This is a genomic window from Dickeya oryzae (assembly GCF_020406815.2).
GTDB classification, from domain to species: Bacteria; Pseudomonadota; Gammaproteobacteria; order Enterobacterales; family Enterobacteriaceae; genus Dickeya; species Dickeya oryzae.
In genome coordinates, this window is sequence record NZ_CP162670.1 from 3,267,654 (window position 1) to 3,292,175 (window position 24,522).

Annotated in this window: 23 protein-coding genes, 2 tRNA genes and 2 other RNA genes; 6 read left to right on the forward strand and 21 right to left on the reverse strand. The window is 53.2% G+C overall.

Annotated elements, in window-relative coordinates; translation table 11 throughout:
• The first annotated feature begins 149 nt into the window (after positions 1-149).
• The 6 genes from LF929_RS14175 to gpmA all read left to right on the forward strand — a co-directional run bounded on the left by LF929_RS14175 (position 150) and on the right by gpmA (position 7,830).
• Complete coding sequence (locus LF929_RS14175) at positions 150-530, forward strand: hypothetical protein (RefSeq protein WP_368678947.1); 381 nt, start codon at positions 150-152, stop codon at positions 528-530.
• 73 nt (positions 531-603) lie between these two features.
• The gene (locus LF929_RS14180) at positions 604-1,014 is read left to right on the forward strand and encodes a copper-binding protein (RefSeq protein WP_210175325.1); all 411 of its coding nucleotides are present in this window, start codon (positions 604-606) and stop codon (positions 1,012-1,014) included.
• A 12-nt stretch (positions 1,015-1,026) separates the two neighbouring features.
• A complete protein-coding gene (locus tag LF929_RS14185; RefSeq protein ID WP_226093499.1) occupies positions 1,027-2,286 on the forward strand; it encodes a TolC family protein in 1,260 nt (419 codons plus the stop codon).
• Positions 2,283-3,800 carry an efflux RND transporter periplasmic adaptor subunit gene (locus LF929_RS14190; RefSeq protein WP_226093500.1) on the forward strand — a complete coding sequence of 506 codons (1,518 nt, stop codon included), beginning with the start codon at positions 2,283-2,285 and terminating at the stop codon, positions 3,798-3,800. Before LF929_RS14185 ends, LF929_RS14190 begins: the two co-directional genes overlap by 4 nt.
• Positions 3,797-6,925, forward strand: a complete 3,129-nt coding sequence (locus tag LF929_RS14195) for an efflux RND transporter permease subunit (RefSeq protein ID WP_226093501.1) — start codon at positions 3,797-3,799, stop codon at positions 6,923-6,925. The genes LF929_RS14190 and LF929_RS14195 overlap by 4 nt, the downstream gene beginning before the upstream one ends.
• Positions 6,926-7,077: 152 nt before the next feature.
• Positions 7,078-7,830, forward strand: a complete 753-nt coding sequence (gene gpmA / locus LF929_RS14200; protein ID WP_019845445.1) for a 2,3-diphosphoglycerate-dependent phosphoglycerate mutase — start codon at positions 7,078-7,080, stop codon at positions 7,828-7,830.
• Positions 7,831-7,905: 75 nt separating this feature from the next.
• Here the strand turns inward: gpmA and aroG are convergent, their stop codons facing one another.
• The 21 genes from aroG to sucC form a co-directional block, all read right to left on the reverse strand.
• Complete coding sequence (gene aroG / locus LF929_RS14205; RefSeq protein ID WP_019845444.1) at positions 7,906-8,958, reverse strand: 3-deoxy-7-phosphoheptulonate synthase AroG; 1,053 nt, start codon at positions 8,956-8,958, stop codon at positions 7,906-7,908.
• A 272-nt stretch (positions 8,959-9,230) separates the two neighbouring features.
• Positions 9,231-9,956, reverse strand: coding sequence for a nicotinamide riboside transporter PnuC (pnuC, locus tag LF929_RS14210; protein WP_038907398.1), 726 nt, complete (start codon positions 9,954-9,956; stop codon positions 9,231-9,233).
• Between the two features lie 22 nt (positions 9,957-9,978).
• A complete protein-coding gene (gene nadA / locus LF929_RS14215; RefSeq protein WP_226093504.1) occupies positions 9,979-11,025 on the reverse strand; it encodes a quinolinate synthase NadA in 1,047 nt (348 codons plus the stop codon).
• Positions 11,026-11,228: 203 nt separating this feature from the next.
• Positions 11,229-11,945: a DUF554 domain-containing protein gene (locus tag LF929_RS14220; RefSeq protein WP_026357984.1), complete on the reverse strand. Its 717-nt coding sequence runs from the start codon at positions 11,943-11,945 to the stop codon at positions 11,229-11,231.
• A gap of 261 nt (positions 11,946-12,206) precedes the next feature.
• Positions 12,207-12,331, reverse strand: a non-coding RNA gene (locus LF929_RS14225) — RtT sRNA.
• 44 nt (positions 12,332-12,375) lie between these two features.
• Positions 12,376-12,500, reverse strand: a non-coding RNA gene (locus tag LF929_RS14230) — RtT sRNA.
• Between the two features lie 44 nt (positions 12,501-12,544).
• Positions 12,545-12,620, reverse strand: a tRNA-Lys gene (locus LF929_RS14235).
• A gap of 29 nt (positions 12,621-12,649) precedes the next feature.
• Positions 12,650-12,725 (reverse strand) — tRNA-Lys (locus LF929_RS14240).
• A 173-nt stretch (positions 12,726-12,898) separates the two neighbouring features.
• Positions 12,899-13,711, reverse strand: coding sequence for a cell division protein CpoB (cpoB, locus tag LF929_RS14245; protein WP_038907396.1), 813 nt, complete (start codon positions 13,709-13,711; stop codon positions 12,899-12,901).
• 9 nt (positions 13,712-13,720) lie between these two features.
• On the reverse strand, positions 13,721-14,227 hold the full coding sequence (gene pal / locus LF929_RS14250) for a peptidoglycan-associated lipoprotein Pal (RefSeq protein ID WP_016941932.1): 507 nt from the start codon (positions 14,225-14,227) through the stop codon (positions 13,721-13,723).
• Positions 14,228-14,266: 39 nt separating this feature from the next.
• Positions 14,267-15,553 (reverse strand): Tol-Pal system beta propeller repeat protein TolB, encoded by a 1,287-nt coding sequence (gene tolB, locus LF929_RS14255; protein WP_226092591.1) that lies wholly within the window; start codon positions 15,551-15,553, stop codon positions 14,267-14,269.
• A gap of 130 nt (positions 15,554-15,683) precedes the next feature.
• Positions 15,684-16,883, reverse strand: coding sequence for a cell envelope integrity protein TolA (gene tolA / locus LF929_RS14260; RefSeq protein WP_016941934.1), 1,200 nt, complete (start codon positions 16,881-16,883; stop codon positions 15,684-15,686).
• Between the two features lie 77 nt (positions 16,884-16,960).
• Entirely contained in the window at positions 16,961-17,386 is a 426-nt protein-coding gene (gene tolR, locus LF929_RS14265; RefSeq protein ID WP_012883918.1) for a colicin uptake protein TolR, read from the reverse strand.
• 12 nt (positions 17,387-17,398) lie between these two features.
• Complete coding sequence (gene tolQ / locus LF929_RS14270; RefSeq protein WP_012770580.1) at positions 17,399-18,085, reverse strand: Tol-Pal system protein TolQ; 687 nt, start codon at positions 18,083-18,085, stop codon at positions 17,399-17,401.
• The gene (gene ybgC, locus LF929_RS14275) at positions 18,082-18,486 is read right to left on the reverse strand and encodes a tol-pal system-associated acyl-CoA thioesterase (RefSeq protein WP_226092592.1); all 405 of its coding nucleotides are present in this window, start codon (positions 18,484-18,486) and stop codon (positions 18,082-18,084) included. The genes tolQ and ybgC overlap by 4 nt, the downstream gene beginning before the upstream one ends.
• 134 nt (positions 18,487-18,620) lie before the next feature.
• Positions 18,621-18,911, reverse strand: coding sequence for a cyd operon protein YbgE (gene ybgE / locus LF929_RS14280; RefSeq protein WP_226092593.1), 291 nt, complete (start codon positions 18,909-18,911; stop codon positions 18,621-18,623).
• The gene (gene cydX, locus LF929_RS14285; RefSeq protein WP_012883915.1) at positions 18,911-19,024 is read right to left on the reverse strand and encodes a cytochrome bd-I oxidase subunit CydX; all 114 of its coding nucleotides are present in this window, start codon (positions 19,022-19,024) and stop codon (positions 18,911-18,913) included. The genes ybgE and cydX overlap by 1 nt, the downstream gene beginning before the upstream one ends.
• A gap of 16 nt (positions 19,025-19,040) precedes the next feature.
• Complete coding sequence (gene cydB, locus LF929_RS14290) at positions 19,041-20,180, reverse strand: cytochrome d ubiquinol oxidase subunit II (protein WP_012883914.1); 1,140 nt, start codon at positions 20,178-20,180, stop codon at positions 19,041-19,043.
• Positions 20,181-20,192: 12 nt separating this feature from the next.
• Positions 20,193-21,758 carry a cytochrome ubiquinol oxidase subunit I gene (cydA, locus tag LF929_RS14295; RefSeq protein WP_012883913.1) on the reverse strand — a complete coding sequence of 522 codons (1,566 nt, stop codon included), beginning with the start codon at positions 21,756-21,758 and terminating at the stop codon, positions 20,193-20,195.
• A gap of 700 nt (positions 21,759-22,458) precedes the next feature.
• Complete coding sequence (gene sucD / locus LF929_RS14300; protein WP_016941937.1) at positions 22,459-23,331, reverse strand: succinate--CoA ligase subunit alpha; 873 nt, start codon at positions 23,329-23,331, stop codon at positions 22,459-22,461.
• Positions 23,331-24,497, reverse strand: a complete 1,167-nt coding sequence (sucC, locus tag LF929_RS14305; RefSeq protein ID WP_012883910.1) for an ADP-forming succinate--CoA ligase subunit beta — start codon at positions 24,495-24,497, stop codon at positions 23,331-23,333. Before sucC ends, sucD begins: the two co-directional genes overlap by 1 nt.
• Positions 24,498-24,522: the final 25 nt, after the last annotated feature.

Here is a 24,522-nt window from a genome sequence, read left to right on the forward strand (position 1 = left end):
TTACAAATCTGTGCAAATTCCTGCTTGTCCGACGTAGAGAGCGCCTTTTACACTGGCTGCACTTGTTATCAGGACATTTCTTCATGACAGCCTCGCGCCCTCATCCACTCAGCTTGCGACATCTGCGCTATAAAAGCAGATGGGGCTGGATGTTGGCATTATGCTGGCTCTTGCTGAACACTCAGTTGGCTATCGCCAGCCACCGTTGCGATATCCCCCTCATCGCGGCGGCACCCGTAAATGTTCAGCATGATACCCATCGCATGCAGCCGGACGCCGTCATGCCTGACATGTCGGCCGTGTATGATGTTCAAACGACAGCGAGCGTCGGCCCACTGTGTGAAAAACATTGTCAGCCTGACACCGCCAGCCAGGATTTACCGTCGTTATCGTTACTGGCATTGCCAGTCAGCAGTGAACTGTTGCCCGTACAACCACCGCAACCTGTCACTGTCGGCAGTAACCGCTGGTTTACACCACCTGTCGCCGGTCCACCCGCCGAAATCCGTTTTTGCCGATTCAGAGAATAGCTTCCGCGATAAACAACTTCTGTGCGTTTTCACGCAATGACTTGTTATTTATCGTATTTATGGAGCTATTATCATGCGTACACTTTCTATTGCCATTGCAGCCTTACTCTTCTCTGCCCCTTTATTGGCTGAACAGCCCCAGACCCATTCTATGACCGGTGAGATGAACGGCATGTCTCACTCGATGACTGACAGCATGCAGCATAGCGATATGCAGCATAACACTATGTCTATGTCACCTGCCCCGACCGAATCCGCAACGATCTACCATGCCACCGGCATCGTCAAACAATGGAACGCCGACAGCGTTACGCTGGCGCATGAAGCCATTCCCGCATTGCGCTGGCCAGCGATGACCATGACCTTTCGTCTGCCTGTAAACGATAATCTGACGCCGCTGCAACCGGGCAGTTCAGTCCGTTTCAGCTTCGTGCAACGTGCGGACGGCTACACCCTGACCGACATCAAACCGCAGCAAAACTGACCGGAGACCACCATGCACATACGCACGCTCCGCGCTTCGCGCGCGTGGCTGGCGATGTTGTTGTGGCTGCCTGCCGCGTCATTCGCGGCTGCACTGGATCTGGATGGCGCACTGCAGGCGGCGGAACACTATTCCGCCGACCTGTCTGCCAACCAGCACCAGATGGGCGCGCTGCAAAACATGGCCGACTCCGCCACACAACTGCCGGACCCACAACTGAAATACGGCATCGAAAACGTACCGATTGGTGGCAATAACACCCGTCGCCTGACACGCGAAGGCATGACCATGCAACGCATCGGCATCATGCAAACCTATGTCAGCGCCACCAAACGCGAACGTAAAGCGCAAACCATTCTGGCCCAGGCCGACGCGGTACGCAGCAACAGTGACACCCTGCGCGCTCAGTTGCAGCGTGATACGGCCCAGGCCTGGCTGGAACTGGCGCTGACTCGCCAGACACGGCAAGACATCGTCGCACTGGTACAGGAAAGTCAGCGTCAGATTGCCATTCAAAAAACCAGCGTGGCTGCGGGTGGGGAATCCGCCCGTGTGCTGGATGCCCGTCTGACGCTTTCGGCGATGCAAGACCGGCTGGCAGATGCCGAGCGGGATGTCGCCATCGCGCAGGCCCGACTCACCCGGCTGACCGGCATCAGCGACGTCACCACACAAGGGCCATTACCTCGCTTCGAGCGCCTGCCTGCCGAACCGGCAGTCTTGTACGCTGCTATCGCGCAGCACCCGGAGATAACCCAGGCCGAACAGGAAACCCGTCTGGCACAGGCCCGGGCGGCGCAATCTGCGGTAGCGGCCATTCCGGATGTCGGCGTCGAAGTGTATTACGGTCGGCGCGGTAACAATTTCGACGATATGGCTGGCATCGAAATCAGCATGGATTTGCCACTGTTCCAGTCCAGCAGGCAGAACAAAGATCACGCCGCCGATGTGGCGCTCAGTATGGAGGCACGCGACCGGGTCACCCTCGTCCAGCGAGAACACCGGGCGCAACTCGACACACTGCTGGCACAGTATCAGGCCGCCCAGTCCCGCTGGCATCGCCAAAACGACGAGGTGCTACCGTTGCAGCAACAGCGCATCCGGCTGCTGCAAAGCCAGTATCAGAGCGGCAACAGCGATCTGACCAGCATACTGGAGGCCCGCCGCGCACTGCTGGATAGCCGTATCGCCGCGCAAAACGCTGCCCGTGACATGGCAGCACTGTGGACCACCCTCCGTTACCTGACGCCACAAGGAACCGCCGCAAAATGAACCGTACTTTTACTGTCAGTCTGATTGCCATAACGCTGGTGGCGGCCACAGCCGGTTACTCCGTGGGTTACTACCGCGGTGGCAGTAGCACCACCGCGATAGCAAATCATGCCGCCACCGCCACACCCGAGGCCAACAACGGGCGTCAGGTTCTCTATTGGTACGACCCGATGGTGCCGGATAAACGCTTCAGTCAACCCGGCAAATCCCCCTTTATGGATATGCCGTTAGTACCGCGCTACGCCGATGAGGTGCAGGATAACGGCGGCGTAATGGTCAGCCCACGCCAGCAACAAAACCTCGGTGTACGCACCGCTCGGGTTGAACGCCGTGAACTACGACCTCAGGCAGTTGGTTATGGCACCGTGACGTTAAACGAACGCACACTACGCACCGTGGTCGCCCCCAGTGGCGGCGTGGTGGAACAGCTTAACGTCAGTGCAGTGCAACAGCCGGTACAGAAAGGCGAAACGCTGGCGGTGCTGTGGAACCCAAGCTGGGCAGCCGCTCAGCAGGAGTATCTGGCGGTGCGCCAGTTGGGGGACACCGGGCTCAGTCAGGCAGCACGACAAAAGCTAGCCTTGATGTTCATGCCGGAAAGCGTCATCCGGCAGGTTGAGCGTAGTAGTAAACCGCAACCACGTCTGACGATTACTGCACCGGAGAGCGGCTACATCAATCGGCTTGATGTGCGCAGCGGCAGCCAGTTAACACCGGCACAGCCGTTGTTTGAGCTGGCCAGTCTCGACCCGGTTTGGGTTGAAGTGGAGTATCCGGCCACACAGGCGTCAGCGTTGCATATCGGTGACGAGATGCTCGCCAGCAGCGACAGTTGGCCGGGCGAAACCTTTCGTGGACGCATCGCCGAATTGTTGCCGCAACTCGACACAGCCACCCGCACGCTGAAAGCCCGCGTTGTCCTGGACAACCGCCAGCAACGCCTCAAACCCGGTATGTACCTGACAGTTCGACTGGCTACCGGCACAGCTCGGCAGACACTGATGGTTCCGCAACAAGCACTGTTGGTCAGCAGCCGTCAGAACCGGGTACTGCTGAGCGACGGTCAGGGCTATTTCACCCCACGTCCGGTTGAGGTAGGCCTTATTCAGGACGGCTGGGCAGAAATCCGCTCCGGCCTCGCCAACGGCGATAATGTCGTGATTTCCGGCCAGTTCCTGATCGATTCCGAAGCCAGCCTGCGCAGTGCACTAGGCGCGTTTAGTGATAGCTCACCAGACCAACCTACGCCGCCTGCGGCCCCAGCCACCAGTGACTACCAGACCCGAGGGGTCATCAAAGCCATCAAGGGTAAACAGGTCACCCTTGCCCACGACGCCATACCAGCGCTCAACTGGCCGCCGATGATCATGGATTTCACCTTCGATGGTAATGCGCTACCCGCTACTCTGCAGCCCGGCATGACGGTGACATTCCGTTTTCGACTGGATGATAACGGTGCACACCTGCTGGCTATCCAGCCTGTTGATACGGCAGTTCACGGAGGCCACCTATGATCGCCTCAGTGATTCGCTGGTCGATAAAAAACCGCTTTCTGGTGCTGATCGCCACCCTGATGATGGCGGCGTGGGGCGTCATTTCACTGCAAAAAACACCGTTGGATGCACTGCCTGACCTCTCCGATGTACAGGTGATTATCCGGGTCAGTTATCCCGGTAAAGCGCCACAGGTGGTGGAAAATCAGGTCACCTACCCGCTAACGACCACCATGCTGTCGGTACCCGGTGCGAAAACTGTACGCGGCTTTTCAATGTTCGGCGACGCGTATGTTTACGTTTTGTTCGAGGATGGCACCGACCCTTACTGGGCGCGTTCCCGCGTACTGGAATACCTGAGTCAGGTGCAATCTACCCTGCCCGCCGAGGCGAAAGCCTCGCTGGGGCCAGACGCCACCGGGGTCGGTTGGATCTACGAATACGCGCTGGTTGATCGCAGCGGCCAACACAGTCTGGCTGATTTGCGCGCCATCCAGGACTGGCTACTGAAATATGAACTGAAAACCGTGCCCAACGTGGCGGAGGTCGCCAGCATCGGCGGTATGGTTCGTCAGTATCAGGTGGTGCTGAACCCGGAACGACTGCGCGCGCTTAACGTCACACACCAGCAGGTGATCGATGCGCTGCGGGCCGCTAATCAGGAAAGCGGCGGGTCCGTTATCGAGCTGGGCGAAGCCGAGTACATGGTCAGAACGTCCGGGTACCTGCTAAAAGCGAAAGACTTTCTCAACGTACCGGTAGGTCGGCGAGACGGCACTCCAATACTCTTGCAGGATGTCGCCACCTTACGACAAGGCCCGGAAATGCGCCGTGGCATTGCCGAGCTTAATGGCGAAGGTGAAGTCGCGGGCGGTGTGATTGTGATGCGCTCGGGTAAAAATGCACTGGAAACACTGCGCGCTGTTCATGCCCGCTTACAACAGATTCGACAAAACCTGCCCGCTGGCGTCGAGATAGTCACCACGTATGATCGCTCGCCGCTGATCGAACGCGCTATCACCACCCTCAGCCACAAATTGTTGGAAGAGTTTGTGGTGGTCGCATTGGTGTGTTCGTTGTTCCTGTTTCACTTCCGCTCTTCGCTGGTGGCGATCATCAGCCTGCCGCTGGGGATTCTGGGTGCGTTCATCATCATGCGCTACCAGGGGATCAACGCCAACATCATGTCGTTAGGCGGCATAGCTATCGCCATCGGTGCCATGGTCGATGCCGCGATTGTGATGATCGAGAATATGCACAAGGTGGTCGAACAGTGGCGACACCAGCACCCGGACACCGAACCGGATAGCGCCACCTGGTGGCAACTCGCAACACAAGCCGCGACAGAGGTCGGGCCCGCGCTATTTTGCAGCCTGTTAATCATCACCTTGTCGTTTATCCCGGTGTTTTCACTGGAAGCCCAGGAAGGCCGCCTGTTTTCGCCGCTGGCGTTCACCAAAACGTATGCAATGGCAGTGTCAGCCGGGCTTGGTATCACCCTGGTGCCGGTGTTGATGGGGTATTTCGTACGCGGTCGAATCCCTGATGAGCAGGCTAATCCTCTCAATCGCTGGCTGATAGCGTTGTATCAACCGGTATTGCAGCAGGTACTACGTTTTCCCCAAACCACCCTGGCGGTTTCGCTGGCACTGCTGGTACTGACGTTGTATCCGCTTTCTCGTCTCGGCAGTGAATTTATGCCGCCGTTGGACGAAGGTGACCTGCTGTACATGCCCTCCACCCTGCCCGGTATTTCACCACGCGAAGCAGCCCGGTTACTGCAACAAACCGACAGGCTGATTAAAACCGTACCGGAGGTGGATAGCGTGTTCGGCAAAGCTGGTCGTGCTGACAGCGCCACCGACCCGGCACCGCTGACCATGCTGGAAACCACCGTCCGTTTGAAACCGCGCGAGCAGTGGCGACCCGGTATGACCATGGACAAACTGGTAGCCGAGCTGGATCGCACCGTCAGCCTTCCCGGCATTGCGAATGTGTGGGTACCGCCCATTCGCAACCGACTCGACATGCTGGCAACGGGCATTAAAAGCCCGGTCGGCATCAAGGTCAACGGAGACGACTTGCATGCGATAGAGCAGGTAGCCGCGCAGATAGAGCAGGTTGTGAAACGTGTACCCGGCGTAACATCGGCACTGGCAGAACGCGTGGCGGGCGGGCGCTACATTGATATCGACATCGACCGGCGACGGGCTGCCCGCTACGGTGTATCGGTACAGGAATTACAGTCGATGGTCGCGACACTGATCGGTGGGGAAAATATTGGCGAAACGCTGGAAGGCCGCCAGCGTTACCCTATCAACGTGCGTTACCCACGAGAAATCCGCGACTCACTCGAGGCGGTAAAAAATCTGCCGGTGGTAACGCAAAGCGGCGCTCGATTGGTTCTCTCCGAACTGGCTGACATACGTGTCAGCGAAGGACCACCGATGTTAAAAAGCGAAAACGGCCGGTTGTCCGACTGGATTTATGTCGACCTGCGCGGACGCGACCTGAAATCCGCAGTGGAGGAGATGCAGCGCCAGGTGGCGCAGCAGGTCTCATTGCCACAGGGCATTTCACTCAGTTGGTCCGGTCAATTCGAGTATCTGGAGCGTGCCACCGAGACCATGAAGCTGGTGATCCCCTTCACTCTGCTGATTATTTTTATCCTGTTGTTCGTGACTTTCGGCCAGATCAAAGACGCGTTGCTGATTATGGGTACACTACCCTTTGCGCTGATCGGCGGTGTCTGGCTGTTGTATCTGCTCGGCTATAATTTATCTGTTGCCGGTGCGGTAGGATTTATTGCGCTGGCTGGGGTAGCAGCGGAGTTCGGGGTGATCATGCTGTTGTACCTGAACCACGCGGTGGAAAAACATCGCCTGCCGGGGCAGACGCTGAGCAACGCGCAGTTGATGGCCGCTATCCGTGAAGGCGCGGTATTGCGTGTACGTCCGAAAATGATGACGGTTGCCACCATCATGGCCGGGCTGTTGCCCATCATGTGGGGCGGCGGCACCGGTTCGGAAATCATGCAGCGCATTGCCGCACCGATGATAGGTGGCATGGTCAGCGCACCGCTGCTGTCGATGCTGGTGATTCCGGCGCTGTTTTTGTTGCTCCACCGCAATAGGGTGGAGAAATAGACAAGCTGAAACGATAAAGCCGTTTGTTTTATCGCCATTGTGGCGGCATATAAATCAGGCGGCTGGGTGACTAGCGATTGCCGATAACCGCTCTCCGGCCCTATAATGAGCGTAGTTATCATAGAAATCTTAGTATATGAAGGAGTTAAGCTATGGCTGTAACTAAGCTGGTACTGGTGCGACATGGTGAGAGCCAGTGGAACAACGAAAACCGCTTCACCGGCTGGATGGATGTTGATCTGTCCGAGAAAGGCGTCAATGAAGCCAAACAAGCAGGTAAACTGCTGAAAGAAGAAGGTTTCAGCTTTGATTTTGCCTACACCTCTGTGCTGAAACGTGCCATTCACACGCTGTGGAACGTGCTGGACGAGTTGGATCAGGCATGGCTGCCAGTAGAAAAATGCTGGAAACTGAACGAACGTCACTACGGTGCGTTGCAGGGCCTGAACAAGGCAGAAACCGCTGAGAAATACGGTGACGAGCAGGTTAAACTGTGGCGTCGCGGTTTTGCGGTCACTCCGCCGGAACTGACTCGTGACGACGAACGTTTCCCGGGCCACGACCCGCGTTACGCGTCGCTGAGCGACAAAGAGCTGCCGCTGACCGAAAGCCTGGCGCTGACCATCGAACGCGTGGTGCCGTACTGGAATGAAAACATTCTGCCGCGTATCAAAAAAGGCGAGCGCGTGATCATCGCTGCACACGGCAACTCCCTGCGTGCACTGGTGAAATATCTGGATAACATGAGCGAAGAAGAAATTCTGGAGCTGAATATCCCGACTGCCGTACCGCTGGTTTACGAATTCGACGAAAACTTCAAGCCGATCAAACGCTACTACCTGGGCAACGCCGACGAAATCGCTGCGAAAGCAGCCGCCGTCGCTAATCAGGGTAAAGCGAAGTAATTCGTCTGATACACGTGATGTAAAAAGCAAAAACCCGGTTAAAACCGGGTTTTTTTATAGTCAGGATAAAGGCTGTCAGCCGCGACGCTGACGTACCGCCGCCGCCAACTGGCGCAGCAGGCTATCGGTATCATCCCAGCCGATGCAGGCATCGGTGACACTCTTGCCATAAACCAGCGGTTCGCCGCTTTCAAGATTCTGGTTACCTTCCACCAGATGGCTTTCCACCATGACGCCCATGATAGCTTTCTCACCACCTGCTACCTGACGGCATACGTCTTCGCACACGTCCATCTGCTTTTTGAACTGCTTGCAGCTGTTAGCGTGGCTGAAATCGATCATCACCTGTGCTGGCAGGCCCGCTTTTTCCAGACCCACTTTCACCGCCTGCACATGCTCTTCGCTGTAGTTAGGCGCTTTACCGCCACGAAGAATGATATGGCAGTCGTGGTTACCGCTGGTATTGACGATCGCCGAATGGCCCCACTTGGTTACCGACAGGAAACAGTGCGGTGCACGAGCGGCATTAATAGCGTCAATCGCGACCTTGATAGTGCCATCGGTACCGTTCTTGAAACCCACCGGGCAGGACAGCCCGGATGCCAGCTCACGGTGCACCTGAGATTCCGTCGTCCGGGCGCCGATAGCCCCCCAACTCATCAAATCAGCCACATACTGCGGCGTGATCATATCCAGAAACTCACCCGCAGCCGGTAAACCGGTGTCGTTGATCTCTAACAGTAACTGACGGGCGATGCGCAGGCCATCGTTGATCTGGAAGCTGTTATCCATGTGCGGATCGTTGATCAGCCCTTTCCAACCCACCGTCGTACGCGGCTTTTCAAAATAGACGCGCATCACGACTTCTAAATCACCACGCAATTCTTCACGCAGTTTCAGCAATCGCGCCGCGTACTCTTTAGCCGCTTTCGGATCATGGATGGAACAAGGCCCAATCACCACCAGCAGGCGATCATCATTGCCTTTCAGGATTTTATGAATAGCATTGCGGGCATTAAATACAGTTTGTGCTGCACGCTCAGTGGCTGGAAATTTCTCCAACAGTGCAACGGGGGGAAGTAGTTCTTTAATTTCTTTAATTCTCAAATCATCATTCTGGTAATTCATAATGGGTCCATGTCTCCATAGCAACAGACGATCATCCCCTGTCGACCCGGAGTAAAAACGAAAAAAATAATAACGTCGCCATTCATATTGCAGGCTGGCGAATAGAAGTCAAGCAGCTCACACCTGGCGCAAATAATACTCACCGGTATTCAACCACGGTAACGACCACTATTCACTGTGCGTGAGAAAAATACTGAGTGCAGGTCAACCACCGACTTCAGACACAGAACCGGACAGGACATGCGAGCGGGTGCTCGCATGCCTGATGTCAGCTATAACGCGCGGGCAAGCGGCTGCGAGTGATTATCGCGGGCACCTTTTATCCATAGCCAGGTGCCGTTCAGCGCAATCAGCGTCAGCACCATATACTGCAGTGACATGGCGTACACCCCCTGATAAGCGAAAATCACCACGCTGATAATGTCGATGACGACCCACAACAGCCAGTTTTCAACATACTTGCGGGTCATCAACAACATAGCCGCCACCGACAATACCGTCATGGCTGAATCCCAGAAAGGAAACGCGTCCGGCTGCAACGTCGGCATCGACACATCCATACCCACGCCCTGCATTGCCGCCACCGCAATACGACTCAGCAGGAAGAAGAATGGGTCGATATACCGAGACATCAGTACAATCGCAACCACACACGCCATGCTCCACCACAGGGCCTGCCGACGCGATAACCAACGAACCTGTAACGCCGCCTCCTTGTCCTGCGTCGTTCTGCTCCAGGCATACCAGCCGTAGACATTGGCGGCGAGAAAGAAAATCTGCAACAACAGGCTGGCGTATAGCTGAATCTGGAAGAAGATCAATGCAAACAGCGACACATTGACCAGCCCAAACAAGTAATTGCTGGTCTTTTCCAGACTCGCCAGCCAGATACATACCAGACCGGATAACGTCCCCAACGCTTCAACCCATGACAGGTCATAACCGTTAGCCCCTAACGGGATGTGAACCAGAATATTGCTGGTACTAAAAAAATCCATCTTTACTCCTGAATGATAATGACTATGACCTGAGTGTAGCCGCAAACTCCAGCATCCGATTCAGTGGCACCAAGGCACGCTCACGGATAGCGCCATCCACCTCAATACTATGATGGGATGCCTGAGGCTGTTCCAGGGCCGTTGCAATCGCCTCAAGCCCATTCATCGCCATCCACGGGCAATGTGCACAACTGCGGCAGGTAGCCCCTTCACCCGCGGTGGGCGCTTCCAGCAGCACCTTTTCCGGGCACGCCTGCTGCATCTTGTAAAAGATGCCGCGATCGGTCGCGACAATCAGTTCTGGATGAGGCAACCGCTTTGCCGCCTGAATCAGTTGACTGGTCGACCCTACGGCATCCGCCATCTCAACGACGCTTTGAGGTGATTCCGGATGAACCAACACCGCCGCCTGTGGATACAGCGCCTTCATTCGCTTTAACGACTGCGTTTTGAATTCATCATGCACAACGCAAGCGCCCTGCCAGCACAGCACATCCGCTCCCGTTTGCTTTTGCACATAGTGCCCAAGATGGCGATCCGGTGCCCAGATGATCTTTTCACCTAAACTATCCAGATGTTCGATAAGTTCCACCGCAATACTGGACGTCACTACCCAATCTGCCCGGGCTTTTACCGCCGCCGACGTATTGGCATACACCACCACCGTGCGATCAGGGTGGCTATCGCAAAAAGCGCTGAAGGCTTCGACCGGGCACCCTAAATCCAGCGAGCACTCCGCTTCGAGCGTTGGCATCAGTACGGTTTTTTCCGGGCTGAGTATCTTTGCCGTTTCCCCCATAAACCGCACACCCGCGACGACCAGCGTAGTAGCAGGATGAGTACGGCCAAACCGGGCCATTTCCAGTGAGTCGGCAACACAACCACCGGTTTCTTCGGCCAGTGACTGAATCTCTGGATCGGTGTAATAGTGCGCCACCAGCACGGCGTTGCGTGCTTGTAGTTGGTGTTTAATCCGGTAGCGATACTGTTGCTTTTCCTCTTCGGATAGCCGTCTGGGTTTGGCGGGAAAAGGGTAATCAATAGCAGATGGTTCAAAAAACAGGCTCATCATGGGATTCCGTGCAGTTGCAGGCGTTAAGGCGACGTCATTTACGAGAAACGTGTTTTATATACTAAACAAAATATCGCAATAACATCATAAAGTCTGCTTTTTCTTCACTAAGAAATTTCAGAAATGCCAGATGTGTTTAATTTATTAAAAAGATAGATCCGTTGATGCACAAGGCGGCCAGAAAGACCGCCCGGTAGCCATCAGGAAAAGAAGCGGTGCCAGTATAAGGAGAAAGGAATAATCAGCACCAACGCTGGCAGGAAGTTAACCACCGCAAAGGTTTTTATCTGCGCAATGCGCAATCCGACAGCCATCATCACAATGCCGCCACACGCTGCGAAATCGCCCATCGTGATCTCGTTCATAAACGGCATGATAAGCCTGGCGGAGAAAAATAGCAGCGCCTGTACCAGTACCTGAGGAATGGCTATCGACATCACCGCCACCCCTAGCGTAATCGCAAAAATCAGTGCCGTGAAAATATCGAGCGCCGACTTAATGATTAATAGCTGGTAGTCACCGGTCAGCCCTTCCGTCATGGCACCGACCACACCGGTTCCACTGGCACAGAACAATACAATCAAGGCGGTAAAATTTTGGGTATACACATCCTGAGGTAACTTGTGCTCTGGCGATGGCACAAACCGGCTCAACAGGCGCTCTATCATTATCGCCCCTTTCTGCACACCGGCTTCAAGACGCAGCAACTCGCCAATCCCCACCCCCAGAATAATCGCCAGCGCCACTGCCGGGAGCTGGTGAACCTTGACCACCAGCGTTACGCCCATGGCAATCGATACCATCGCAAATGCGGGCGGTAACCCATCACGCATACGTTGAGGAATAAAACGGCGCAACGCCACACCCAATGCGCCACCAATCAAAATAGCCGCGCCATTGATAACCGGACCAATCATCATCAATTATCTCTTAAGGCGTATCCTTCTACGCACAGGACTATAAAGGAATATCGCCAGCCGTCAAAAAAGAAGCCATTACTATACGCCAAATGCTACGGTGTGATTGAACTGGGTTGAAGCAAAAAGAGATATAACAAAAGCCAGCGAGAGCATCAGGGATGGGTGATGTAGAACCTGAACGCAGCTTCTCACCTGCACGACAGCGTTATGTCTGAAATACACAGTGAGCGAATTAGAATAAGGTGATTTATTTAGCGGTGGTGGGTCGTGCAGGATGACTCGGCCTGTGGCCTTGCCCTTCGGGCCAGCGCGATGCGCTGTTGTCTCGCTTCGCTCGACTCGAACCTGAACGCAGCTTCTCACCTGCACGACAGCGTTATATCTGAAATACAGAGAGCAAATTAGAATGAGGTGGTTTATTTAGCGGTGGTGGGTCGTGCAGGATGACTCGGCCTGTGGCCTCGCCCTTCGGGCCAGCGCGATGCGCTGTTGTCTCGCTTCGCTCGACTCGAACCTGAACGCAGCTTCTCACCTGCACGACGGCGTTATATCTGAAATACAGAGAACGAATTAGAAAGAGGTGATTTATTTAGCGGTGGTGGGTCGTGCAGGATTCGAACCTGCGACCAATTGATTAAAAGTCAACTGCTCTACCGACTGAGCTAACGACCCGCTACGAGATATGCTACACAGAGATTGTTTGGTGGGTCGTGCAGGATTCGAACCTGCGACCAATTGATTAAAAGTCAACTGCTCTACCGACTGAGCTAACGACCCAAACATTCGGCTGCTTTTAGCGATTCAGCATCGCCTTGGCAACGGCGGCATATATTACTAATATAATTTTTCTGTGCAACACATTTTCAGAAAAAAAAGCTCAACTGCTTATACCTTGAACTCTCCAGCGCAAAAACCACGCATATCGCGCAGTTTTTGTGCCAGAAAGGAAATCACAAACTATCCAAACGCTTCTGAGCTTGTTTTGCACCATCAGTATTGGGGTAGTTCTTTATCACCTGTTGGTAGACTGCCTTGGCTTTATCAGTCTGACCTTTTTCCTGCATGATGAGGCCAACTTTGAACATGGCTTCCGGTGCTTTCGGTGATTTAGGGTAGTTTTTGACAACATTAGCGAAGTAATACGCCGAGTCGTCTTTTTTACCCTTGTTGTAGAACAACTGTCCTAACCAGTAATTCGCATTCGGCTGGTAGGTTGAATCAGGATATCGCTTCACGAAATTCTGAAACGCCGCAATCGCCTGATCATACTGTTTCTTTTCCAGCACCAATGAGGCAGCGGCATTGTAATCGGTATTCGCATCACCCGTCATAGCAGGTGCTGCGGAACTCGTACCGGTATTACTTGCGGCTCCCGCATCGCTGGCTGCCGCTGGTGCAGACGCCGCAGCATTAGCTGCCGATGAGGCACCAGAAGAGGCTTGACCACCGCTTTGAGAACCCAGGCTGTCAATTTGCTGATAGATCTGCTTTTGACGCTCAACGACCTGATTCAGCTGATATTGATTTTCCTGAATTTGGCCGCGCAAGCCATCGATATCGCGCTGAGTGTCGGCGAGTTGTTGCTGAAGTTGGGTTAATAACTGACTATGAGCGTTGGAGATACGCTCCAGCTGAGTGACTCGATCTTCTACCGAGCCTGAGCCGACATTACTGATTGGCGCCTGGGCAGTAGCGGCCCAAGGGGCCGCTACGCCAACCAGTAACGACAGACTCAACATGTGATGTCTGAAGTTACTGCTCATGCGATTCTCTTAGTATACCAGAACGGCACGACGGTTCTTGGACCATGCAGCTTCGTCATGACCCAGAACAGCAGGTTTCTCTTTACCGTAAGAAACCACGGAGATCTGATCGGCAGACACGCCTTTACCCTGCAGATACATCTGCACAGCGTTAGCACGACGCTCGCCCAGAGCGATGTTGTATTCCGGCGTACCACGTTCGTCCGCATGACCTTCGATAGTCACTTTGTAAGACGGGTTGCTACGCAGGAAAGCAGCGTGGGCATCCAGCATCTGAGCGAAGTCAGGACGAATGTCATATTTGTCCAGATCGAAGTAAACGATATTGTTGCGCTGCAGTTCCTGCATCTGCAGACGAGCCTGCTCAGCAGAAGACATGTTACCGCCATTTTCCATACCAGCGCCGCCGTTCAGGGAGGACTGGTCATTGTTAGCGTGTTTGTTGGAGCTACATGCGGCAACAGCCAGCACCGGCAGAGCCAACATCAGGCCTTTCAGCACTTTATTGAATTGCATTTCTATGTCCTTTAAATAGGTTATTGTACATATTTTTGATTACATATACGGCGACCAGGTAGGGAATCTCACCTGACCATCGGTTGCCGGAAGACGCGCTTTAAAACGCCCGTCGGTCGAAACCAGTTGCAACACGGAACCCAAGCCCTGTTTGGAACTGTAGATTACCATGGTGCCATTGGGTGCGATACTCGGCGTTTCATCCAGGAACGTGTCCGTTAACACTTGAACGCCACCCGTTACCAGATCCTGTTTGGCGATATGCTGAGCGCCACCATTGGAGCTGACCATCACCAGGAATTTACCATCGCTGCTGATTTCAGCATCCTGGTTTTGAGCGCCTTCCCAGGTCAGACGCTGAGGAGCACCACCGTTGATACCGATTTTATAAATCTGGGGACGACCAGCCTGGTCAGAAGTATAGGCCAGCGTTTGGCTATCAGGGAACCAGGTCGGTTCAGTATTATTACTGCGACCATCAGTTACCTGAGAAATCTGGCCAGAGCCCAGATTCATCACATACAAATTCAGGCTACCACTTTTGGACAGCGCAAAAGCAAGTTTAGACCCATCTGGTGAGAATGCCGGCGCACCATTGTGACGAGGGAAAGACGCAATTTGTCTGATATCGCCATTGGCCAGTGTCTGTACCACCAGCGCAGAACGGCCACTCTCGAATGTCACATAAGCCAGTTTGCCGCCATCCGGCGACCAGGCTGGTGACATCAACGGTTCTGGCGAGCGGTGAACCACGAACTGGTTGTAACCGTCGTAATCCGCTACACGCAATTCATACGGATACTGGCCGCCATTGGTTTGCACCACATAAGCGATACGAGTACGGAAAGCACCCTTGATACCTGTCAGCTTCTCGAAGACTTCATCACTGGCGGTATGGGCGGCATAACGCAGCCACTGCTTGGTTACTTTGAACTGGTTCTGCGCCAGCACGCTGCCTGCACTGCCGGAAGTGTCTACCAGTTGATAGGAAACCAGATAGCCATCCGCTGTTGGCTGAACCTGCCCGACGACTACCGCGTCAATACCCAGAGCGGTCCAGGCGGACGGCGTCACTTCAGCCGCGGTACCCGGCTGTTGTGGCATACGGCTGGGATCGATAGGGTTGAATTTACCGCTGTTACGCAAATCTGCAGCAACAATGCTGCCGATCTCTTCAGGAACTGCGCCGCCCGTCGATTTAAACGGAACCACGCCGATCGGCCGCGCAGAGTCGACCCCCTGAGTAATTTCAATACGGACTTCTGCATGCAACACAGCCGTCCACAGCATCAGAAAACTCAATGCAATTTTTAATGCCTGCTTCATCTCATCTCCCTTATCCCGGCTCCAGAGCCTACGATAACCTGGCAGCGTTTAACAAACCCATATCAACAAACACGATGTGCACGGTGACCAGTGAAGTCATAGTCGTAAACTCCGCCAACTGGCAACCGGATCACTGCGGTTTAAAGTCTATCGGTGCGTTCTTGAAAGCCTCATATACATCAGAGGTGGGTGGCTTCGGTATCCGAGCCTGCTTGGCCGCAGCAATTGCAGCCTGACACAATGCCGGATCGCCGCCCTCACTCTTCACATCGATTAGCAGGCCATCAGGCGCCAGTCGGATGCGTAACGTACAGGTGCGTCCTTTGTAGGACTCCCAGTCATAAAACTTGCTCTGAATCGCGGTGCGAACCTGGCTTCCGTAACTATCCAGCGCAGCGCCTGATGCCCCGCTCTTCTTATTATTCCCTGCCCCGGCCGGTGCATTACTACCGGCTGCATTACCACCACCTTTTGGCGCATTCTTCGATGAAGCCAGACCACCCAGCAGGTCGTCAACCTCACCCGCCTGTTTAGCAGCCGCAGCGGCAGCTTTTTTCTTGTCGTCTGCCGCTTTCTTGGCAGCAGCAGCGGCCTCAGCTTTCTTAGCCGCTTCAGCCGCGGCTTTTTCCTTAGCTGCCTCTGCCGCCTTAGCTTTGGCATCGTCTTCCGCTTTCTGCTTAGCCTCAGCAGCCGCTTTAGCTTTAGCGTCTTCTTCAGCTTTCTTCTTGGCTTCAGCTGCAGCAGCCGCTGCCTTGGCTTTTGCTTCTTCTTCCGCTTTCTTCTTCGCGTCAGCAGCAGCCTGTTTTTTGGCTTCGTCTTCCGCCTGCTTCTTCGCTGCGGCGGCAGCCTTAGCCTGCTGTTCGGCTTCTGCTTTAGCCTTCGCGGCCGCTGCTTCGGCTTGTTTTTGCTGTTCCTTCGCTTTCTGGGCGGCTTCTTCCGCCTGCTTTTGCTGTTGCGCCTGTTCCTGCGCTTGTTGTTTCGCTTCTTCTTGTGCCTGCAGGCGCTCTTTTTCCAGTTCTTTTAGCCGCTGTTGTTCGGCAGCCTGTTTCGCCTGCAACTCTTCAGCCTGCTGATCTGCCTGTTTTTTACGCAGCTGCTCAGCGCGGCGGGCGTCACTCTGCTGTTGTTGCTGACGATTGTATTGATCGACCACTGCACTGGGGTCAACCATCACCGCGTCAATGGATGAACCGCCACCACCACCGCTGGCGTCATCCATCTTCTGGTTCAGTGAACTCAGAATCAGCAACGCAATCAGAATAACGTGCAAAACGACCGAGATTATGACGGCTCGCTTTAGCTTATCGTTTCGTTCGTTTGCCTTTAACACAAAGGATTCCCAAAAACAGTTTTGCCAGACAAATGATGTCTATCCTTCTCAGAAGTCATCATTCACGGACTCGCCGGTCAAATCGGCTGCGTCATCAACCCGACAGATTTGACACCGGCCTGATGCAACAAATTCAGCGCCTTGATGATCTCATCATAAGGAACATCTTTGGCACCCCCGATCAGAAAGACCGTTTTCGGGTTTGCGGTCAGGCGAGACTGAGCTTCAGCCACCACCTGCTCCGCAGGCAATTGATTCATACGGTTATGATCAACGACCAGACTGTATTGTCCTACACCGGATACCTCGACAATCACCGGCGGATTATCGTTGCTGGATACGGTCTTGGATTCGGTTGCATCCGGCAGATCCACTTCCACGCTCTGAGTGATGATTGGCGCAGTTGCCATGAAGATCAACAACAGCACCAACAACACGTCCAGCAAAGGAACAATATTAATCTCGGATTTCAGCGACCGGCGGCCGCTACGCGCACGAGCCATATCACCTCCTGATTAACGGTTGCCTTCGCTGGAGAAAGCCTGACGGTGCAGGATAGCAATAAACTCTTCCATGAAGTTGTCGTAATTCTGTTCCAGTTTATTCACACGCTGGTTCAGGCGGTTATATGCCATAACGGCCGGGATTGCGGCGAACAGACCGATAGCGGTAGCAATTAGTGCTTCAGCGATACCTGGTGCCACCATCTGTAATGTCGCCTGCTTCACCGCACCCAGCGCGATGAACGCATGCATAATCCCCCACACGGTACCGAACAAACCGATATACGGACTGATAGACCCGACGGTGCCGAGAAAAGGAATATGGGTTTCCAGTGTTTCCAGCTCACGGTTCAAGGAAATGCGCATGGCACGGGACGCACCTTCCACCACCGCTTCCGGTGCATGGCTATTGGCCCGATGTAACCGCGCAAACTCCTTGAAGCCCGCATAAAAAATTTGCTCAGTGCCTGTCAGATTCTCACGACGAGTCTGACTTTCCTGATAAAGGCGAGACAGCTCAATACCCGACCAGAACTTGTCTTCAAACGCTTCGGCGTCACGCGTCGCAGCATTCAGAATACGGGTACGCTGAATGATAATCGCCCAAGAGGCAATGGAAAAACCGATTAAAATTAACATGATAAGTTTAACCAGAAGGCTAGCCTTCAGGAACAAATCAAGAATATTCATGTCAGTCACTGCTTAAACTCCGCGACAATAGACTTAGGAAGCGCAACCGGCTTCATTTGAAATGGATCGATACATGCGACTAAAACCTCGGCATGGCTCAGCAGGGTGCCATACGAGTCAAGAATGCGCTGTGCGAATGTCAGGGAAGCGCCGCGTATCGTAACGATTTCGCTTTGCACTTCCAGTAAATCGTCAAGACGCGCCGGGGCAAGATACTCAATCGTCATTTTACGTACAGCAAAGGCAATATGTTCATTCATGAGTACGCGCTGATGAAAATCGTGCGCGCGCAACATTTCAGTTCTGGCTCGTTCATAGAAGGCCACATAACGCGCGTGATAAACCAAACCACCTGCATCTGTATCTTCATAGTAGACACGCACTGGCCAGCGGAACACTTTATTACTCACTCTACATCCCGGTAATGCGATAAACCCCGCTACTATACGCAAGAGGGATAAAGTTGGGAATGGGTTCTATGTACAGGAAGGTAAATAATTATGGGTTGCGGACAACCCATAACCAAAAGGAATGAAAAGCTATCCTACAGGAAGTAGTAATACAATCCTGCGGCCAGGATCACAAAGGCTGGAAGGGGGGAAAGGAAGGCTCGCCAGCGCATTCTCTGCGGACGAAACCCTACGCCATGCACGACACCCGTACACACCGCCCAAATCAGCACGATTCCCTGCCAGACTGCCAGCGAGCTGGTGCGAGCGGCAAAACGCGCAGGCTCCCAGAAAACACATCCAGCCAGTAATAACGCCATGATCAGGGAAAGGGCCCGTAACGGGCCCTTATCCATACAGCAGTAAAGACGATCAATAACCATCATTACAGTTTATCTTTATTCGTCTTGGTTGCTTCGCTCTGTTCCAGTGCCAGAGCAGTAATCACGCCCAGCGAACAAGCAAGAAGCGTTCCCAATATCCAGGCAAAATACCACATAAATCAGGCTCCTTACTTAGTACAACGAATGAGAATTCTGCTCGATATGCTCTTTAGTGATGCGTCCGAACATCTTGTAGTAACACCAAATGGTGTAAGACAGCACGATCGGGACGAAGATAATCGCCACCACAGTCATCACTCGAAGCGTCAGCAAGCTGGAGGTTGCATCCCACATGGTCAGACTGACATTAGGTACGGTCACTGACGGCATGATGAACGGGAACATGGCAATACCAGCAGTCAGGATCACGCAGGCGATACTCAGGGAGGAGAACAAAAATGCCATCGCTCCCTTGCCTGCCCGCGCCATGAGTGCAGTCACCAGCGGCAACACCACACCGAGCAGCGGAATAGCCCACAGCACAGGATGGCTATTGTAGTTGACCAACCAGGCACCAGCCTGACGAGCTACTTCTTTATGCAGCGGGTTAGACTCGCCAGCCGTATTAATGACTGACGTTAGTACATAACCATCAATGCCATAAACAACCCATACACCCGCCAGAGCAAACGTCACCGTCAGCGCCAACGAAGCGAACTGAGCGACTTTTTTGGCACGGAACAGCAGGTCGCCGGAAGTACGCATCACCAGGTAAGTCGCCCCCTGAGCCACAATCATGCTCAGGCTGACAATACCTGCCAATAACCCGAACGGATTGAGCAACTGGAAGAAGTTACCGGTGTAGTACAAGCGCAGATACTCATCCACATGGAACGGAACACCCTGTAACAGGTTACCGAATGCGACACCGATAACCACCGGAGGAACGAAACTACCGATGAAAATGCCCCAGTCCCACATATTGCGCCAGCGCGGATCTTCGATTTTCGAACGGTAGTCAAAGCCGACCGGACGAAAATACAACGATGCCAGAACCAGAATCATCGCGATGTAGAAACCAGAGAACGCAGCGGCATACACCATCGGCCAGGCAGCAAACAACGCACCACCAGCCGTGATCAACCAAACCTGGTTACCGTCCCAGTGCGGCGCGATACTGTTAATCATCACGCGGCGCTCTACATCATTACGCCCCATGAGGCGTACCAGTACACCGACGCCCATGTCAAAACCATCGGTGACGGCAAAACCGATCAGCAGCACACCAATCAGCAGCCACCAGACAAAACGCAAGACTTCATAATCAAACATAGTGGACTCCTGTTACCGTACTTCCTGAGCCGCGATCGGCTGTTCGAAGTGATAAGCACCTGTTTTCAGACTGCTTGGACCCAGACGCGCATACTTGAACATCAGGTATGTTTCAGCCACCAGGAACAGCGTATACAGACCGCAAATCAGTCCCATGGAGAACAGGATGTCTCCCGCAGTTAGCGAGGAGTTGGCGACAGCGGTCGGCAACACTTCACCAATCGCCCACGGCTGGCGACCGTATTCCGCAACAAACCAACCCGCTTCAACGGCAATCCACGGCAACGGGATGCCATACAGCGCGATGCGATGCAGCCAGCGTTTCTGACCAATCTTGTTGCGCAGCACCGTCCAGAAAGACAGGCCGATAATCAACAGCATCAGCACACCACACGCCACCATAATGCGGAAGGAGAAGTACAGCGGGGCTACACGCGGAATAGAATCTTTAACCGCCTGCTTAATCTGTGCGTCGCTGGCATCCGCCACATTCGGGGTATACCGTTTCAACAACAGCCCATAACCAAGATCCTGTTTGTTCTTCAGGAACTCAGTACGTACAGCCGGGTCGGTGTTACCGGAGCGCAGTTGCTGCAACAGATGGTAAGCCTTCATACCGTTGCGGATACGAACTTCATGCTGCTCCATCAGTTCTTTCAGACCAGTCACCGTCTTGTCGGTAGAACGGGTAGCGATCAGGCCCAACATGTAAGGGATCTGAATTGCATACTTGTTCTCCATCGTTTCCTGATTCGGAACACCGAACAAGGTAAACGCAGCAGGTGCAGGTTGGGTTTCCCATTCTGCTTCGATAGCCGCCAGCTTGGTTTTCTGTACGTCGCCCATCTCGTAACCAGACTCGTCACCCAGCACGATAACAGACAGTACGGCCGCCATACCAAAGCTTGCTGCAATCGCAAAAGAACGTTTGGCAAAAGCCACATCACGTCCTTTCAACAGGTAGTAGGAGCTGATACCCAAAATGAACATGGCACCGGTACAATACCCTGCCGCGACGGTGTGAACGAATTTCACCTGTGCAACCGGGTTCAATACCAGATCAGCAAAGCTCACCATCTCCATGCGCATGGTTTCGAAGTTGAAATCCGAAGCAACCGGGTTCTGCATCCAGCCGTTGGCCACCAGAATCCACAATGCAGACAAGTTGGACCCCAACGCCACCAGCCAGGTTACCGCCATGTGCTGCACTTTGCCCAGTCGATCCCAGCCAAAGAAGAACAGCCCGACAAAGGTAGACTCCAGGAAGAACGCCATCAATCCTTCGATTGCCAGAGGTGCACCGAAGATATCGCCGACATAGTGAGAGTAATACGACCAGTTAGTACCGAACTGGAATTCCATGGTCAGACCGGTAGACACACCAAGGGCAAAGTTAATCGCAAACAACTTGCCCCAGAACTTGGTCATATCTTTGTAGATTTGTTTGCCAGACAAGACATACACGGTTTCCATGATCGCCAACAAAAACGCCATCCCCAGCGTTAAAGGCACGAACAGGAAATGATACATCGCGGTCAAGGCAAACTGTAAACGTGACAGTTCGACTACATCAAACATCTTAACTCCTTGCTCCTCGCAGGAGGGTCTTTAGCTCGCTGTACAGACAAGCCACTAAATACCCGGCAGTTAGTAACCTAAAGAACACAACAATTGCTTTAGCACAGGCCTCAATATGCGCCACCACGTTGTCACGACGCATTTGAAAAGTAAGCCGAAGAAAAAATTACAGAATTACGAATACTATACTCAGATATGAGTATAGTTATATTACGCCTCTACAACCTTACAATAAATAGGTTTTTACGTGATGCGGATTGAGTTTTTTGATTTTACGCCAATCGCCACGTTACAGGCCCTCAAGGGCATAATTGACCCACCGCAATTTAATCTTATTTCCGAACAGATATCCAGTTTAGATTTTTGATCTAAAACAACTATCGCCCCAGATGTTAATAAACATCGCCTTTTATTTTACACATCATTAAATGTTAATCTGATGTAATCGTCTGGTTTCTGAAGCGTGCCGTTAATAATGTATTTTTTGTTTTAAATAAAAATAGCATTGGTTGATCTAAAATATGGAAACTTTTAATTTATACACCATGTGTTATTTTATTGTTGCCAGATTGATTAAATATATTTCCATGAAGCTACATTTTTGCGACAAGGTTCAAATATAAAAAAGGCCACCTGAGGTGGCCAAACATGTCGAACCTGGAAGGTAATGACACACTATATTCAGTACAGTGCATTCCGCTTAACGTGACAGCACTGCTTTTACCGCATCACCAATGTCAGCCAGGCTGCGTACTGTCTTCACGCCTGCCGCTTCAAGCGCAGCAAATTTGTCATCTGCCGTACCTTTACCGCCAGCGATAATCGCCCCAGCATGGCCCATACGCTTACCTTTCGGCGCGGTGACACCAGCAATGTATCCTACTACAGGTTTGGTGACGTGTTCTTTAATGTAGGCAGCCGCTTCTTCTTCAGCAGTACCACCAATTTCACCGATCATCACGATAGCTTCGGTCTGCGGATCCTGTTCGAACAGCTTGAGAATATCGATAAAGTTGGAGCCAGGAATCGGGTCGCCACCGATACCCACGCAAGTCGACTGACCCAGACCAGCATCTGTAGTCTGTTTTACGGCTTCATAAGTCAGCGTACCGGAGCGAGATACAATACCGACTTTACCCGGTAAGTGGATGTGGCCTGGCATGATACCAATCTTACAAGCACCCGGGGTGATCACACCTGGGCAGTTCGGGCCTATCATACGCACACCGCTTTGCTCCAGCTTCACTTTCACCGTCAGCATATCCAGCGTCGGGATACCTTCGGTGATACAGATGATCAGTTGGATACCCGCATCAATAGCTTCCAGAATGGAGTCTTTACAGAACGGAGCCGGTACATAGATAACAGACGCCGTCGCACCCGTGGCTTCTACCGCTTCGCGTACCGTATTAAATACTGGCAGCCCCAGATGTTCTGTACCGCCTTTACCTGGCGTTACACCACCTACCATCTGCGTACCGTAGGCAATCGCCTGCTCAGAATGGAATGAACCCTGACTGCCGGTAAAACCCTGACAGATGACTTTGGTGTTTTTATCGATCAGAATGGACATTATTTACCCTCCACTGCTGCAACCACTTGCTGAGCCGCATCCGTCAGGCTGGTCGCAGCAATGATGTTCAAACCACTATCCGCCAGTTTCTGCGCACCCAATTCAGCATTGTTGCCTTCCAGACGCACAACGACCGGAACGTTCACGCCCACTTCCGCTACCGCGCCGATAATACCGTCGGCAATCAGGTCACAACGAACGATACCACCGAAAATATTGACCAGTACCGCTTTCACCTTGTCATCAGACAGGATGATTTTGAATGCTTCGGTTACACGTTCTTTGGTCGCGCCACCACCCACATCGAGGAAGTTAGCCGGTGAACCACCGTGCAGCTTCACGATGTCCATGGTTCCCATCGCCAGACCAGCGCCATTCACCATACAACCGATGTTGCCATCCAGTGCGACATAGTTCAGTTCCCACTGAGCAGCATGTGCTTCACGCGCATCTTCCTGGGAGTGGTCACGCATTTCGCGCAGCTCCGGCTGGCGGAACAGGGCATTACCGTCAGCACCCAGCTTGCCGTCCAGACACACCAGGTCACCTTGTTTAGTGATAACCAGCGGGTTGATTTCAACCAGTGCCAGGTCACGTTCCAGGAACAGTGTCGCCAACCCCATGAAGATTTTGGTGAACTGCGCCACCTGCTTACCGCTTAACCCCAGCTTGAACGCCAGTTCGCGGCCCTGATACGGTTGAGGACCGGTCAAGGGATCCAGAGCGACTTTATGAATCAGATGTGGCGTTTCTTCGGCCACTTTTTCAATTTCAACACCACCTTCGGTGGAAGCCATGAATACCACACGGCGAGTACCACGATCGACTACGGCACCCAGATAAAGCTCTTTATCAATATCCGTCGCACCTTCCACCAGAATCTGATGAACCGGCTGACCGTTAGCGTCCGTTTGGTAGGTAACCAGACGTTTACCCAACCAGTTTTCAGCAAAGGCACGAATCTCTTCTTTGCTGTTCACCAGTTTCACGCCGCCAGCCTTACCACGGCCGCCAGCATGCACCTGACACTTAACAACCCACGGGCCAGCACCAATCTTGGATGCAGCTTCTTCCGCTTCACGCGGTGTTGTGCAGGCGTAACCGGTGGGTGCCGGTAAACCATACCGAGCAAAGAGCTGTTTTGCCTGATACTCATGTAAATTCATGATGTTCTATCCATTTAAGTTTGAA

Coding starts and splice junctions, on each gene's coding strand:
- sucD (WP_016941937.1), bottom strand. CDS start 23,331: ATGTCCATTCTGATCGATAAAAACACCAAAGTCATCTGTCAGGGTTTT.
- cydA (WP_012883913.1), bottom strand. CDS start 21,758: ATGTTTGATGTAGTCGAACTGTCACGTTTACAGTTTGCCTTGACCGCG.
- LF929_RS14220 (WP_026357984.1), bottom strand. CDS start 11,945: ATGATTGGTCCGGTTATCAATGGCGCGGCTATTTTGATTGGTGGCGCA.
- cydB (WP_012883914.1), bottom strand. CDS start 20,180: ATGTTTGATTATGAAGTCTTGCGTTTTGTCTGGTGGCTGCTGATTGGT.
- LF929_RS14190 (WP_226093500.1), top strand. CDS start 2,283: ATGAACCGTACTTTTACTGTCAGTCTGATTGCCATAACGCTGGTGGCG.
- sucC (WP_012883910.1), bottom strand. CDS start 24,497: ATGAATTTACATGAGTATCAGGCAAAACAGCTCTTTGCTCGGTATGGT.
- cpoB (WP_038907396.1), bottom strand. CDS start 13,711: ATGAGCAGTAACTTCAGACATCACATGTTGAGTCTGTCGTTACTGGTT.
- LF929_RS14175 (WP_368678947.1), top strand. CDS start 150: ATGTTGGCATTATGCTGGCTCTTGCTGAACACTCAGTTGGCTATCGCC.
- LF929_RS14185 (WP_226093499.1), top strand. CDS start 1,027: ATGCACATACGCACGCTCCGCGCTTCGCGCGCGTGGCTGGCGATGTTG.
- tolR (WP_012883918.1), bottom strand. CDS start 17,386: ATGGCTCGTGCGCGTAGCGGCCGCCGGTCGCTGAAATCCGAGATTAAT.
- pal (WP_016941932.1), bottom strand. CDS start 14,227: ATGCAATTCAATAAAGTGCTGAAAGGCCTGATGTTGGCTCTGCCGGTG.
- cydX (WP_012883915.1), bottom strand. CDS start 19,024: ATGTGGTATTTTGCCTGGATATTGGGAACGCTTCTTGCTTGTTCGCTG.
- gpmA (WP_019845445.1), top strand. CDS start 7,078: ATGGCTGTAACTAAGCTGGTACTGGTGCGACATGGTGAGAGCCAGTGG.
- pnuC (WP_038907398.1), bottom strand. CDS start 9,956: ATGGATTTTTTTAGTACCAGCAATATTCTGGTTCACATCCCGTTAGGG.
- nadA (WP_226093504.1), bottom strand. CDS start 11,025: ATGAGCCTGTTTTTTGAACCATCTGCTATTGATTACCCTTTTCCCGCC.
- aroG (WP_019845444.1), bottom strand. CDS start 8,958: ATGAATTACCAGAATGATGATTTGAGAATTAAAGAAATTAAAGAACTA.
- tolB (WP_226092591.1), bottom strand. CDS start 15,553: ATGAAGCAGGCATTAAAAATTGCATTGAGTTTTCTGATGCTGTGGACG.
- LF929_RS14180 (WP_210175325.1), top strand. CDS start 604: ATGCGTACACTTTCTATTGCCATTGCAGCCTTACTCTTCTCTGCCCCT.
- ybgE (WP_226092593.1), bottom strand. CDS start 18,911: ATGATGGTTATTGATCGTCTTTACTGCTGTATGGATAAGGGCCCGTTA.
- LF929_RS14195 (WP_226093501.1), top strand. CDS start 3,797: ATGATCGCCTCAGTGATTCGCTGGTCGATAAAAAACCGCTTTCTGGTG.